The 13,270-nt window shown below is 65.6% G+C and carries 13 protein-coding genes; 12 read left to right on the top strand and 1 reads right to left on the bottom strand.

The genetic code is table 11. The annotated features are described in order from the left end of the window. Positions 1–114: 114 nt before the first annotated feature. On the bottom strand, positions 115–1,365 hold the full coding sequence (locus V7R84_RS11115) for an isochorismate synthase (protein ID WP_338568964.1): 1,251 nt from the start codon (positions 1,363–1,365) through the stop codon (positions 115–117). Positions 1,366–1,634: 269 nt separating this feature from the next. Here V7R84_RS11115 and V7R84_RS11110 point away from each other — a divergent pair, with 269 nt between their 5' ends. Genes V7R84_RS11110 through nuoK form a run of 12 tightly spaced genes read left to right on the top strand, consistent with a single transcriptional unit; the run spans position 1,635 to position 13,263 of the window. Continuing rightward, positions 1,635–2,897 carry a geranylgeranyl reductase family protein gene (locus tag V7R84_RS11110; protein WP_338568961.1) on the top strand — a complete coding sequence of 421 codons (1,263 nt, stop codon included), beginning with the start codon at positions 1,635–1,637 and terminating at the stop codon, positions 2,895–2,897. Positions 2,898–2,925: 28 nt separating this feature from the next. Beyond that, positions 2,926–3,285 (top strand): NADH-quinone oxidoreductase subunit A, encoded by a 360-nt coding sequence (locus V7R84_RS11105; RefSeq protein WP_338568959.1) that lies wholly within the window; start codon positions 2,926–2,928, stop codon positions 3,283–3,285. Positions 3,286–3,300: 15 nt separating this feature from the next. Continuing rightward, entirely contained in the window at positions 3,301–3,855 is a 555-nt protein-coding gene (locus tag V7R84_RS11100) for an NADH-quinone oxidoreductase subunit B family protein (RefSeq protein ID WP_338568956.1), read from the top strand. Continuing rightward, positions 3,852–4,538 carry an NADH-quinone oxidoreductase subunit C gene (locus V7R84_RS11095; RefSeq protein WP_338568954.1) on the top strand — a complete coding sequence of 229 codons (687 nt, stop codon included), beginning with the start codon at positions 3,852–3,854 and terminating at the stop codon, positions 4,536–4,538. The genes V7R84_RS11100 and V7R84_RS11095 overlap by 4 nt, the downstream gene beginning before the upstream one ends. Further along, positions 4,538–5,872, top strand: coding sequence for an NADH-quinone oxidoreductase subunit D (locus tag V7R84_RS11090; protein ID WP_338568952.1), 1,335 nt, complete (start codon positions 4,538–4,540; stop codon positions 5,870–5,872). The genes V7R84_RS11095 and V7R84_RS11090 overlap by 1 nt, the downstream gene beginning before the upstream one ends. Then, positions 5,869–6,609: an NADH-quinone oxidoreductase subunit NuoE gene (nuoE, locus tag V7R84_RS11085; protein ID WP_338568949.1), complete on the top strand. Its 741-nt coding sequence runs from the start codon at positions 5,869–5,871 to the stop codon at positions 6,607–6,609. The genes V7R84_RS11090 and nuoE overlap by 4 nt, the downstream gene beginning before the upstream one ends. Further along, positions 6,606–7,922 (top strand): NADH-quinone oxidoreductase subunit NuoF, encoded by a 1,317-nt coding sequence (gene nuoF / locus V7R84_RS11080; RefSeq protein ID WP_338568946.1) that lies wholly within the window; start codon positions 6,606–6,608, stop codon positions 7,920–7,922. The genes nuoE and nuoF overlap by 4 nt, the downstream gene beginning before the upstream one ends. Next, a complete protein-coding gene (locus V7R84_RS11075; protein ID WP_338568943.1) occupies positions 7,919–10,312 on the top strand; it encodes an NADH-quinone oxidoreductase subunit G in 2,394 nt (797 codons plus the stop codon). Before nuoF ends, V7R84_RS11075 begins: the two co-directional genes overlap by 4 nt. Beyond that, positions 10,309–11,598, top strand: coding sequence for an NADH-quinone oxidoreductase subunit NuoH (nuoH, locus tag V7R84_RS11070; RefSeq protein ID WP_338568940.1), 1,290 nt, complete (start codon positions 10,309–10,311; stop codon positions 11,596–11,598). Before V7R84_RS11075 ends, nuoH begins: the two co-directional genes overlap by 4 nt. Then, positions 11,598–12,152 (top strand): NADH-quinone oxidoreductase subunit NuoI, encoded by a 555-nt coding sequence (gene nuoI / locus V7R84_RS11065; RefSeq protein WP_338568937.1) that lies wholly within the window; start codon positions 11,598–11,600, stop codon positions 12,150–12,152. The genes nuoH and nuoI overlap by 1 nt, the downstream gene beginning before the upstream one ends. Further along, on the top strand, positions 12,149–12,967 hold the full coding sequence (locus V7R84_RS11060; protein WP_338568934.1) for an NADH-quinone oxidoreductase subunit J: 819 nt from the start codon (positions 12,149–12,151) through the stop codon (positions 12,965–12,967). Before nuoI ends, V7R84_RS11060 begins: the two co-directional genes overlap by 4 nt. Then, entirely contained in the window at positions 12,964–13,263 is a 300-nt protein-coding gene (gene nuoK / locus V7R84_RS11055; RefSeq protein WP_338568933.1) for an NADH-quinone oxidoreductase subunit NuoK, read from the top strand. Before V7R84_RS11060 ends, nuoK begins: the two co-directional genes overlap by 4 nt. Positions 13,264–13,270: the final 7 nt, after the last annotated feature.

Below are 13,270 nucleotides of genomic sequence, written 5' to 3'. Positions count from 1 at the left end.
CTTCTGATGGAAATGCTTACCTTGCTTTTGCCTATCGACTCTACGGCTCGAGTGGGCGGGCGTGAGACGGGTGGATGGGCCTAGAGCAGGTGATTGTGAGGCGGGGGAGGCGTTTCAGACCAGGCCGAGAGCCTGGAGCATCGGAATAAACTTGGCCTCGGTCTCGGCCAGTTCTGCCTGTGGGTCCGAGTCGGCAACGATTCCGGCGCCCGCGAACAGGCGGATTTCCCCGGGGTGGGCAGGATTGATGAACCCGCCGCGTAGAGCAATGACCCATTCGCCGTCGCCGTCGGAGTCCACCCAGCCGATGGGGCCGGCGTAGCGTCCCCGGTCCATGGATTCCAGTTCCGCGATGATCTCGCCCGCGAAGAAGGTCGGGGTGCCGCAGACGGCCGCCGACGGGTGCAGCGCTCCCGCCAGCGCCAAGGAACTGATGTCGGGTTCCGCCACCCCTGTGATGTCGGTGGCCAGGTGCATGACGTTCGGGAGGGTCAGTACGGAGGGGGCTTCCGGCACGTTCATGGCGCCGCAGTAGGGCTCCAGTGCCTCGGCAACGGATGCGACCGCGAATTCGTGTTCCGCGACGTCCTTGCCGGAACCCGCGAGCTGTTCGGCCCTGTGGAGAGGGTTGGTGTGGCCGGGGTCCAGGGAAACCGTGCCTGCCAGGACGCGAGACGTGACCAGGGTGCGGTGACGGCGGATCAGTAGCTCCGGGGTCGCGCCGACCATGCCGTCGACCAGGTAATTCCAGGCCATCGGGTAGGCCCGCAGGAGCCTGCGCAGCACATGACGCGGGTCGATGGGGGCTTCTGCGACGGCCTTCAGGGAGCGGGCCAGCACCACCTTGCTGATTTCGTTGGCGCGGATGCGCGCTACGGCCTCAGCGACGATGTCCGCCCAGTCCTGACCGGACAAGCCGTCAGGGACCAGTCGGATCCCCTCGGTTGGTACCACGGGATCGCCTCTGCCGGGCAGCTCCAGGCTGAGGCGGCTCTCGCTGATCCTGGTCATCCAGGCCTGCCCGTCGCGTTTGCCGATGATGGTCTCGGGGACGATCAGCACGGAACGGGTGCGGGAGCGGTCCGGGTCGAACGCGAAAGAACCGACTGCCAGGGGGCCGGTTCCCCAGGCGCCGGGGAGTTCCGAATCGTGGTCGATGTGGGCGCTGACCTCGCTCCACCAGACGTCGGCGGCGTCGGGGAAATCGGTCTCGAAGCGGGCCACCTCGCCCAGGGTGATGAATCCCTCGCCTTTCCTTAGGAATGCGGTGGCTCGCTCGGTGGTGAGAAAGTGCGCGAGGTCCCCCGGATCATCGATGGAGACGGTCGTGGCGCGCAACCGTTTCGTCGCGAAGTCAAGGCTCACCCGGGGAACGATAGTCGAGGCTGGCTCCTAGAGGCCAGAAGGGTTGGATGGCCAGGGACAGCCGAGGTCGACACGCTGCTCGGCGCGTGCGATTAACGAACGCTTTCCGTTGTTAAAAACTGAGGTGTTGTCCCTAGTCAGGGTCGATTTATCGGAGGTTTCCGGGTGGTTGGTGAGAAAGAGAGGTCACCCCATAGACTGAGGCCTGAAGTCCGGTTCACGGCAGCCTTGGGAGCCGGGTTCCTGATGAGTAAGGCGAGGAGAGTCGAATGCCAAAGGCGGAAGCCGACGTCATCGTCGTCGGTGCGGGTCCTGGGGGATCCGCTGCTGCGGCCAATCTGGCGCGGCGGGGAGTGGGCGTTCTGCTGCTGGAGAAGAGCCATTTCCCGCGCGAGAAGGTGTGTGGCGACGGGTTCACACCGCGCACCACCCGGGCTTTGGTGCGCCTCGGCATTGACACCTCTGAAGAGGCCGGATGGCTTCACAACAAGGGTCTGCGTGTGTACGGAGGGCGGGTCGAGCCCTTCCAGTTGGAGTGGCCGAAGCTCGCCGACTTCCCCTCCTACGGGCTGGTGCGAAAACGCGCTGACTTCGACGATCTGATGGCCAAACACGCCGTCGGGTGCGGGGCCGAACTGATCCAGGGGGCCAACGTGACCGAGGCGATCCTGGACGATCGCACCGGTCGCATCGTTGGGGTGAGGACCCGAGACGGTGAGGAATACCGCGCCCCACTGGTGGTAGCTGCTGATGGCAACTCCTCGCGGCTGTCGGTTGCCATGGGGTTGAACAAGCGTTCCGACCGTCCGATGGGGGTGGCCTACCGCACCTACTATCGTTCCCCACGCAGCAACGACGACTACCTCGAATCGTGGCTGGAACTGTGGGACGGCAAACCTCGTGAATCCACTTTGATGCCTGGCTACGGCTGGATTTTCGGGATGGGCGACGGCACCTGCAACGTCGGGCTCGGCGTTCTCAACACGTCCCGGTCATTCCAGAAAACCGACTACCGGGAGCTGATGAAACGCTGGCTCGCCAACACCCCCGAGGAGTGGGGTTTCCGGGAGGAAAACCGTCTCGGGAAGATCCAGGGCGCGGCGCTCCCGATGGCTTTCAACCGGCAACCCGTCTACGGTCGCGGCCTGCTACTGGTAGGTGACGCGGGCGGCATGGTCAACCCGTTCAACGGCGAGGGGATCGCCTACGCCATGGAGTCCGCGGAACTGGCCGCCGATGCCATCGCTCAGGCCCATGCCCGCGGGATCGGCACCGAGTCCGCCGAACGCGCCCTGCACGGCTATCGCATTCAGCTGAAAGCCAGCCTCGGCGGCTACTACAGGCTGGGAACCATTTTCGTGAAGCTCATCGGCGACCCGCGCGTGATGCACCTGTGCACCACCTACGGGCTGCCCCGCAAGACCCTGATGCGCTTCGTCATGAAGCTGCTGGCGAACCTGACCGACAGTCACGACGGGGATGCCATGGATCGCGTCATCAATGCCTTGTGCCGGGTAGCGCCGGCGGCGTGAGCAGACAGGTGGAAGGGAAGGAAGCACAGTGAATCTCTACATTCCAATAGTCGGGATGGTGGTGCTGGCCACGGTGTTCGTGGCCGTGTCCATGACCCTGAGCATCCTCATCGGGCCCGGGCGCAAGAACCGTGCCAAGTACGACTCCTACGAGTGCGGCATCCAGCCCACCCCGCAGCCTGTCGGCGGGGGACGCTTCCCCGTGAAGTACTACGTGATCGCGATGTTGTTCATCGTCTTCGACATCGAGATCGTCTTTCTCTACCCGTGGGCCGTCACCTATAGCCAGCTCGGGCTCTTCGGGATCATCGCCATCATCAGCTTCATCGTGACGGTGCTGGTGGCCTATTTCTACGTCAAACGCCGCGGCGGCCTGGACTGGGACTGAACGAGAGGACCACAGATGGGTATCGAAGAGAAACTTCCCTCCGGGATCCTGCTCACCACGGTCGAGGGGATCTTCGGCTGGGTGCGCAAGGCATCGTTTTGGCCCGTGACCATGGGCCTGGCCTGCTGCGCCATCGAGATGATGGCCTACGCCACCCCCCGCTTCGACTCGGCACGCTGGGGGCAGGAGGTCTTCCGTGCCTCGCCGCGCCAGGCCGACCTGATGATCGTTTCCGGACGGTTGTCGCAGAAGATGGCCCCCATCGTGCGGCAGGTCTACGACCAGATGCCGAACCCCAAGTGGGTGATCTCGATGGGTGCGTGTGCGTCCTCGGGCGGCATGTTCAACAACTACGCCATCGTTCAGGGCTGCGATCACATCGTGCCCGTCGACATCTACGTGCCCGGCTGCCCGCCCCGCCCCGACATGCTGATCGATGCCATGTTCAAGCTCCGCGAGGAGGTTGCGAAACGCCCGATCGGTCCGAACGAGGCCGCCGCCATCGCGGCCCGCGAGGAGGCCGCCCTGGCTGCGCCCGCGACCCACGAGCTGAAGGGACTCATGCGATGACCGAGACCCCCGGCGAGATCACCCCACGGCAGAACACCCCCCAGGCTCCGGTGTTCGAGACGAAGGCTGGCATGTGGAGCCGAGGCTCCGGCGACACCTCCGGGTATGGCCACATTCAGCGGCAGATCTCCATGCCCGGCCAAACCCAGGGCCCCTTCGGGGAACCCTTCGATACCATCGTCGCTCGCGGAGCAGAGCTCGTCCCCGCCTTGGCCGGTGGGCTGGTGCTGTTCGACCGCGGTGAGCTGACCATTTTCGTGCCCCGTGAACACCTCCGCGAGACCGTGAAAGCATTCCGCGACGACGCCCACCTGCGTTTCGAGATCTGCGTGTCGGTCAGCGGGGTGCACTACCCGCAACAGACCGGTGCGGAACTGCACGTGGTCTATCACCTGCTCTCGATCACCCACAACCGTCGAGTCCGCCTCGAGGTGACGGCCCCCGAGAACGATCCGCAGGTCCCGTCGGTGGTGGCCACCTATCCGATGGCCGACTGGCACGAACGCGAGACCTGGGACATGTTCGGGATCCTGTTCGACGGCCATCCGTCGCTGACCCGCATCCTCATGCCCGACGACTGGGTGGGGCACCCGCAGCGCAAGGACTACCCGCTGGGCGGCATCGACATCCAGTACAAGGGCGCCACCGTGCCTGCCCCCGATCACCGGAGGACGTACAACTGATGAGCAACGACATCTTCGCCGCCACCGGCGAATCCACGGCTGATCGGGTCTATCTGGCCCAAGGAGGCGACTGGGCGCAGATCGCCGCAGAGCAGGCCGAACGTGGGGACGAGACGATCGTGGTCAACATGGGCCCGCAGCACCCGTCCACCCACGGCGTGCTCCGTCTCATCCTGGAGATGGACGGCGAGACCGTCACCCACATCCGGCCCGCCATTGGTTTCCTGCACACCGGCATCGAGAAGAACATGGAGTTCAAGACGTGGACCCAGGGTGTGGCGTTCTGCACCCGCATGGACTACGTCGCGCCGCTGTTCAACGAGGCCGTCTACTGCCTGGCCGTCGAGAAACTGCTCGGTATCACCGACGACATCCCGGAGCGCGCCTCCGTGCTGCGGGTCCTGGTGATGGAGCTGAACCGCATCGCCTCCCACCTGGTGGCGATGGGCACGGGCGGCATGGAAATCGGTGCCCTCACGGTGATGACCATCGCCTTCCGCGAACGCGAGATGATTCTCGATTTCCTGGAGGGGCTGACCGGGCTGCGCATGAACCACGCCTACATTCGTCCCGGCGGGGTGGCCAACGACCTGCAGGAAGGCGGTCTGGAACATCTGCGCACCGTCATCGCCTGGCTGAAGAAGCATCTGCCCGAGTACGCGACCTTCTGCAATGAAAACCCGATCTTCAAGCTGCGCATGCAGAACATCGCGAAGATGGATCTCACCGCCTGCATGATGATGGGCGTCACCGGCCCGATCCTGCGGTCCACCGGCTACGAGTGGGATCTGCGCAGGGCACAGCCCTACTGCGGCTACGAGACCTACGACTTCGACGTGGTCACCTGGGACACCCAGGACGCCTACGGGCGGTTCCGCATCCGCCTGGAGGAGACCTGGCAGTCGCTGCGGATCGTGGAGCAGTGCCTCGAGCGCCTCGAACGCACCCAGGGTCAGCCCGTCATGGTGGGCGACGCGAAGATCGCCTGGCCTGCGTCGCTGGCCATCGGACCCGACGGGCAGGGCAACAGCCACGAACACGTCAAACACATCATGGGCGAGTCGATGGAAGCCCTCATCCATCACTTCAAGATCGTCACCGAGGGCTTCAAGGTGCCTGTGGGCCAGGTCTACCAGGCCATCGAATCGCCCAAGGGCGAGCTGGGCTGCACCCTGGTCTCCGATGGCGGCCCCCGCCCCTACCGCGCCCACTTCCGCGACCCGGGGTTCAACCATCTGCAGTCCGTGCCGATGATGTGCGAGGGCGGGATGATCTCCGACGTCGTGGTGGCCGTGGCCAGCATCGACCCTGTTCTTGGAGGTGTGGACCGATGAGCGGTCATTTCGTCAGCGATTTCCCCGATTCCGGTTCGGTGGACTACTCGGACCAGTCCACCAACCTCGATGAGACCGCGATCGCCGAGCTGAACGAGCTGGCGGGGCGCTATCCGCACCCGCGCTCCGCGCTGCTGCCGATGCTGCACCTGGTGCAGTCCTACGACGGTCGCATCAGCCCGCGCGGCATCGAGCTGTGTGCCGAGATCCTCGGGATCACCACGGCCCAGGTCTCCGGGGTGGCCACCTTCTACACCATGTTCAAGCGCAGGCCCGCTGGGCACCATCACCTGGGGGTGTGCACCACGGCCCTGTGCGCGGTCATGGGCGGCGACATCCTCCTGGAACGGGCCAAACAGCGGCTGGGCATCGACGAGGGCCAGACCACCCCGTGCGGGCGGGTCTCGCTGGAACGCCTGGAGTGCAATGCCGCCTGCGACTACGCGCCCGTGGCGATGGTCAACTGGGAGTTCTTCGACGACATGACCCCGGAGAAGCTTGATGAGCTGATCGACGCGCTCATGAATGGCGAGGAGGTGGTCTCTCCACGCGGAGCCACCATCACGTCGTGGAAGAAGGCCGAACGAGTGCTTGCCGGGTTCCCCGACGGGCGCGCCGACGAAGGTCCCTCGGCCGGGCACGCATCCACCCTCGGCAGGCGGATCGCCGCCGAGAACGGCTGGAGCGCTCCCGATCCCGACAATCTGCCGGCAGCACCCGAGGAGGAGACGAAGTGAGCGACCTGCTCGCCCCAGTCCTCAGTGACCAGTGGGGCCAGGACAAATCCTGGAAGCTCTCGCGCTACGAGGCCGCGGGCGGCTACCGGGCGCTGCGCAAGGCGCTGCTCGGCATGACCCAGGCAGAAGTGATCGCCCTGGTCAAGGACGCGGGTTTGCGTGGCCGCGGTGGCGCGGGTTTCCCGACGGGAATGAAGTGGAGCTTCGTGCCCCAGGACAACCCCAACCCGAAGTACCTCGTGGTCAACGCCGACGAATCGGAGCCCGGCACCTGCAAGGACATGCCGCTGCTGATGGCTTCCCCCCACACCCTCGTCGAGGGCGTGCTCATCTCCTCCTACGCCATCGGCTCCCACCAGGCGTTCATCTACTGCCGCGGTGAGGTGCTGCACGTGATCCGGCGGCTCCAGCAGGCCGTCAAGGAGGCCTACCAGGCCGGCTACGCGGGAAGGAACGTGTTGGGATCCGGCTATGACCTCGACGTGATCGTCCACGCCGGGGCCGGGGCCTACATCTGTGGCGAGGAGACCGCGTTGCTCGACTCCCTGGAGGGTAGGCGCGGCCAGCCGAGGCTGCGTCCCCCGTTCCCAGCGGTCGCGGGCCTGTACGCCTCCCCGACGGTCATCAACAACGTGGAGTCCATCTCCTCGGTGCCCTCGATCGTCAACAACGGGGCCGCCTGGTTCCAGGCGATGGGCACGGAGAAGTCGAAGGGTATGACGATCTACTCGCTGTCGGGGCACGTCGCCCGACCCGGGCAGTTCGAGGCCCCCATGGGCATCACGCTGCGGCAGCTGCTGGATCTTTCCGGCGGCATCCGGGCGGGTCACGAGCTGAAGTTCTTCACCCCGGGTGGTTCCTCCACCCCGATCCTGACCCCCGAACACCTCGATATCCCCCTCGACTACGAGGGCATGGCATCGGCGGGCACGATGCTCGGCACCAAGGCGCTCCAGGTCTTCGACGAGACCACCTCCGTGGTGCGCACCACCCTGCGGTGGGTGGAGTTCTACAAGCACGAGTCGTGCGGCAAGTGCACCCCCTGCCGTGAGGGGTCGTGGTGGCTGGTGCAGCTGCTGATGAAGTTCGAGGCCGGCACCGCAGAGGAGGGCGACGTGGACAAGCTCCTCGACGTCTGCACCAGCATCGGTGGTCGCTCATTCTGTGCCCTGGCCGATGGCGCCGTCGCCTGCGTGACGAGTGCGGTGCGCCACTTCCGGTCCGAGTTCGAACAGGGCTACCACACGCCCGCCTGGGAGCTTTTCCCCTACGAGCGCAGCGCGTTGTTCGCCACGGAAGGAGAAGCCCGGTGAGTCAGCCAACCGAAACCGCAGCCAAGGTGGCGCCGAAACCGGATCTCGTCACCCTCACCATCGACGACGTCCCGGTCAGCGTCCCGAAGGGAACCCTCATCATTCGGGCCGCCGAGATGATCGGTACCGCCATTCCCCGGTTCTGTGACCATCCGCTGCTGGACCCTGTCGGGGCCTGCCGTCAGTGTCTCGTCGATATCCCCGACGCGGGCAACGGGCGCGGTTTCCCCAAGCCCCAGGCCTCCTGCACCATGCCGGTGGCCGAGGGCATGGTGGTGCGCACCCAGGTCAGCTCGCCCGTGGCGAAACGCGCCCAGGAGGGCATCCTGGAGCTGCTGCTGATCAACCACCCGCTCGACTGTCCCATTTGCGACAAGGGTGGCGAGTGTCCCCTGCAGAACCAGGCGCTCAGCAACGGGCGCGGCGAGTCGCGCTACGGCGGAGTGAAGCGCACCTACCCGAAGCCGGTCAACGTCTCCGCGCAGATTCTCCTCGACCGCGAACGCTGCGTGCTGTGTGCCCGCTGCACCCGTTTCTCGGAGCAGATCTCCGGGGATCCGTTCATTGCGCTGGTGGAACGCGGCGCGCTGCAGCAGGTCGGGTTCTACGAGCAGGATCCATACGATTCCTACTTCTCCGGCAACGTGGTGCAGATCTGTCCGGTGGGTGCGCTCACGTCGGCCGCCTATCGCTTCCAGGCACGCCCCTTCGACCTGAAATCAACGACCACCACCTGCGATCACTGCGCGGGGGGCTGTGAGATCCGTGCCGACCACCGCCACCACCAGGTGAAGCGCCACCAGGCGGGCGATGCCCCCGAGGTGAACGAGGAATGGCTCTGTGACAAGGGACGTTTCGGTTTCGTTTCGGGACGTGGCGAGGACCGCTTGACCCGACCACTGGTCAGGCGCAACGGGGTCCTGCAGGCCGCCAGCTGGCCCGAGGCCATCGACGCCGCCGTCGCCGGATTGAAGGCCGCGGGACCCGCGGTCGGTGTGCTTCCTGGCGGTCGGTTGACCGTCGAGAACGCCTACGCCTACTCGCGGTTCGCGCGCACCGTGCTCGGTACCAACAACATCGACTTCCGCTCCCGGGCCGCCTCCGAGGAGGAGGCCGAGTTCCTGGCCGCTCGGATCGCGGGGCGCGGAATGGACGTCACCTACGCGGATCTCGAGGCCGCCAAACACGTGGTTCTGGTCAGCTACGAACCCGAGGACGAGACCTCCGTGGTGTTCCTGCGACTGCGCAAGGCTGTGCGCAAGCACGGCCTCAAGGTCACCACGCTCGCGCCCTTCGCGTCCCGCGGAACGCAGAAGCTCTCTGCGACGCTGATTCCCGTCGCACCCGGAGCCGAGGCACAGACGCTGGAAGCGATGGAGCTGGAGGAGGGCACCATCATCCTCGTCGGCGAGCGGGCTGCCTGTCAGCCGGGCCTGTTGTCCGAGGTCTCCTCCAAGGCGATTCGAAGCGGGGCGCGTCTGGCGTGGATGCCGCGTCGTGCGGGCGACATGGGTGCCATCGCGACGGGCTGTCTGCCGGGTCTGTTGCCGGGCGGTCGCCCCGTCGCTTCCGCGGAAGCCCGGGTCGACATGGCCGCGGCCTGGGGGGTCGAGACCCTGCCGATAGAACCCGGCCTGAGCGCTGCCGAGCAGTTCGCCTCGGCGCAGGAGGGCTACCTCAAGGCGTTCCTGGTGGCGGGTGTCGATCCCTACGACATGCCGGAGGTCGATTCTGCACTGCATGCGCTGCGCAAGAGTTTTGTGGTGCACGTCTCCACTCGCGCCAATGCCGTGACCGAGGTGGCCGATGTGGTCTTCCCTGCCTGTCTGACGGAAGAGCAGGCCGGGCACTTCCTGAACTGGGAGCAGCGCATCCGGCCCGTCGCTCTGGTCAACGAGGGCACGAAACATCCCATGAGCGATCTACGGATCCTCGCGGCCCTGGCCGACGCCATGGGAACCGACCTCGGGTTCCGCACATCCGCTGCCGCCTGGGCCGATTTCCGGGAGCTCGGGCCCTGGGAGGGCGAGCGGGTCGCGGTTCCACGCAAACTCGACGCCGGTGTGACCCAGGGAGGCCTCGTGGTCGCCTCGTGGCGGGAGGCTCTCGACGCCACCAGCGGTATTGACTTCGAGATCGCGTTGCGCAGGACCGCCCGGCCTGCCGTCGCCCGGATGTCCCCGGCGACGGCTGCGGCATTCGGGATCGGTGAGCTGTGCCGCGTCGAAGCCCCTGGGTCCTCGCAGTTGCTGCCCGTCCAGCTCACGGAGATGGTCGACGGTGTGGTGTGGGTGCCGATGAACCCCGGGGAACCCGGTCGTCTCGGCGTGGTGCCCGGGTCCATCGTGACCGTGACGCCCGCCTCCAGCGATGAAGGAGATCAGGAATGAACGTGTTCTTCCAGGATCCGTGGTGGCTCATCGCCATCAAGGTCCTCGCCCTGTTCGTGATCCTGCTGGTGTGGACCATCTTCAACGTCTGGTACGAGCGGCGCCTCGTCGGCAAGATGCAGCACCGCCTCGGACCGATCATGAACGGCCCCTTCGGTTTGGGTCAGGCGCTCGCTGACGGCATGAAGTTGCTCGTGAAGGAAGATTTCCGACCGAAGCACACGGACAAGTGGGTGTTCAACCTGGCTCCGATTCTGACCGGCATGGCGGCCTTCACCACGTGGACGGTGATCCCGTTCGGCGGTGAGGTGGAGATCTTTGGGGTCCCCACCCGGCTCCAGGTCACCGACCTTCCAGTGGCGGTGCTTTTCGTGCTGGCCATCGCATCCATCGGTATTTACGGCATCGTGCTGGCTGGGTGGGCGTCGAACTCCACCTACGCTTTCCTGGGTGCGATGCGCAGCTCCGCGCAGATGATCTCCTACGAGATCGCGATGGGACTGTCCATCGTTGGGGTGTTCCTGCAGGCGGGCACCATGTCCACCTACGGCATCGTCGAAGCGCAGCGCTCTCCGATCATCTTCCGGCTTCCCTTCGTGGAGGGCGAGGCGAACATCGGGATGATGGGCTGGTACGCGTTGCTGTTGGCGCCGTCGTTCGTGATTTATGCCATCGCGATGGTGGGCGAGACCAACCGTGCCCCCTTCGACCTGCCCGAGTGTGAGTCCGAGCTGGTTTCCGGCTACCTGACCGAGTACTCCGGCTTCCGCTACGCGATGTTCTTCCTGGCGGAGTACATCAACATGGCGACGGTCTCCGCGGTGTGCACGACCCTGTTCCTGGGCGGTTACCTGCCCCTGTGGCCGCTCAACCTCATCGAATCCCTCAACAACCCGTGGCTCGGCCCGATCTGGTTCGTCCTCAAGGTGCAGCTGTTGTTCTCCGTGTTCGTGTGGTTGCGCGGCACCCTGCCCCGGTTCCGCTACGACCAGTTCATGGACCTGGGCTGGAAGCGGTTGATCCCGATCTCTTTGCTGTGGATCGTGATGGTCGCGCTCGCGCCGCGCTACACCCTCGCGCTGGCTGTCGCGCTCGTGGCGATCCTGGTGGCCTTCGCACCGAGGAAGAAGGAACCCGAGCGGGTGCCTCCCGTGGACCCGAACAAACCATTCGATGCCTTTGCGGGCGGCTATCCGGTGCCGCCCAGGCCCGGTCAGGTGCTGCCTGAACTGGCCCGGGTGATCCGGTCCGAGACCGTTGCGCCGACCGAGAGCGAGGAGAGGTAATGGGAATCTTCGACCCGTGGGCCGGCTTCGGCATCACTCTTCACACCATCTTCCGCAAGACCTTTACGCAGGGTTATCCGCAGAAGGGCAAGGAGAAGGTCACGTTGCCGCGTTTCCATGGCCGCCACCAGCTCAACCGCTGGCCCGATGGCCTGGAGAAGTGCGTCGGCTGTGAACTGTGTGCCTGGGCCTGTCCTGCCGACGCCATCTACGTGGAAGGCGCCGACAACACCGATGAACAGCGGTTCTCGCCGGGGGAGCGGTTCGGGCACGTGTACCAGATCAACTATCTGCGCTGCATCTTCTGCGGGATGTGCATCGAGGCTTGCCCGACGCGTGCGTTGACTATGACCAATGAATTCAAGATCGCCGACAAGACCCGTGGGAAGCTGATCTACGAGAAGCAGGACCTCCTGGCGCCGCTGGTGGCGGGCATGGAGCAGCCGCCGCATCCGCGCCGCCTCGGTGATGATGAGAAGGACTATTTCCTGGGGTTGCCGCCCACCGGTCAGCCCGACACCCGAACGGCGCCCAAACAAGGAGCGGTGAAATGATTCCCCTTCCCCCGCTGACGGGTGAGCTCGTCGCCTTCGTGGTGTGTGCGCCGATCATGGTGCTGCTGGCCATCGGCATCGTCGTCGCCCGCAAACCCGTTCACTCGGCCCTCTGCATGGCCGGAGTGATGGTGGGGCTCGCGGTCCTCTACGCCGCCCAGGACGCCCCGTTCCTGTTCGTGGTGCAGATCATCGTCTACACAGGCGCCATTTTGATGCTGTTCCTGTTCGTGGTGATGCTGATTGGCGTTGACAGCCGCGACTCCGTGGTGGAGACCCTCAAGGGCCAGCGGGTGGCGGGCATTCTGGCGGTGCTCGGCCTCGCGGGTCTGCTGGTGTTCGCCATCGGACAGGCGGTCTTCGTCGGTGGTCCGGCGGGATTGGCGCAGGCCAACGAGGCCGGCGGCGGCAACGCCCAGGGTGTGGCCGCCCTGCTGTTCTCGCGCTACGTGGTGCTGCTGGAAGCCACCTCGGCGCTGCTGATCACCGCGGCGGTGGGCGCCATGGTGCTGGCCCACGGTGACCGGCTCCGCGAGCCCCGACGTCAGGCCGAGAACATGGAAGCTCGTATCGAGCGCTATGCGGTCGGTGGTGTGCACCCGGGGCCGGACCCGAACTCCGGCGTCTACGCCCGCTCCAACGCAATCCACGCGCCTGCGCTGCTTCCCGACGGCACCGTCGCCGAGAAATCTGTGAGCCACGCCCTGACCACCCGTGGTGCGGTGGTGGCGGTCGATGACCTGCGCAACCCGACGACCACCACCTTCGGTGAGATCGAGAAGGTTTCCGCTGAACTGGAAGGAGAAGCCAAGTGAGCACCGAAGCCTATCTGGTGCTGGCGGCGCTGCTGTTTGCCGTCGGTGCGCTCGGATTCCTGCTGCGCCGCAACGCGATCATTGCCTTCATGAGCGTGGAGCTGATGCTCAACGCCGCGAACCTGGTGTTCGTGACCTTTGCCCGCCAGCACGGCGGACTCGACGGTCAGGTGGCGTCCTTCTTCGTCATGGTGGTGGCTGCTGCCGAGGTCGTGGTCGGCCTGGCCATCATCGTCGCCGTGTATCGTGCCCGCCGTTCGGCCTCCGTCGACGACGCGAACCTGCTGAAGTTCTGAGGAGGCT

Source organism: Arachnia propionica (assembly GCF_037055325.1).
GTDB lineage: Bacteria > Actinomycetota > Actinomycetes > Propionibacteriales > Propionibacteriaceae > Arachnia.
This window is presented reverse-complemented; position numbering and strand designations above follow the sequence as displayed.

Excerpts from the sequence above, each read along its gene's own strand:
- V7R84_RS11110 (WP_338568961.1), top strand. The coding sequence starts at position 1,635 with ATGCCAAAGGCGGAAGCCGACGTCATCGTCGTCGGTGCGGGTCCTGGG.
- V7R84_RS11100 (WP_338568956.1), top strand. The coding sequence starts at position 3,301 with ATGGGTATCGAAGAGAAACTTCCCTCCGGGATCCTGCTCACCACGGTC.
- V7R84_RS11095 (WP_338568954.1), top strand. The coding sequence starts at position 3,852 with ATGACCGAGACCCCCGGCGAGATCACCCCACGGCAGAACACCCCCCAG.
- V7R84_RS11090 (WP_338568952.1), top strand. The coding sequence starts at position 4,538 with ATGAGCAACGACATCTTCGCCGCCACCGGCGAATCCACGGCTGATCGG.
- nuoE (WP_338568949.1), top strand. The coding sequence starts at position 5,869 with ATGAGCGGTCATTTCGTCAGCGATTTCCCCGATTCCGGTTCGGTGGAC.
- nuoH (WP_338568940.1), top strand. The coding sequence starts at position 10,309 with ATGAACGTGTTCTTCCAGGATCCGTGGTGGCTCATCGCCATCAAGGTC.
- nuoI (WP_338568937.1), top strand. The coding sequence starts at position 11,598 with ATGGGAATCTTCGACCCGTGGGCCGGCTTCGGCATCACTCTTCACACC.
- V7R84_RS11060 (WP_338568934.1), top strand. The coding sequence starts at position 12,149 with ATGATTCCCCTTCCCCCGCTGACGGGTGAGCTCGTCGCCTTCGTGGTG.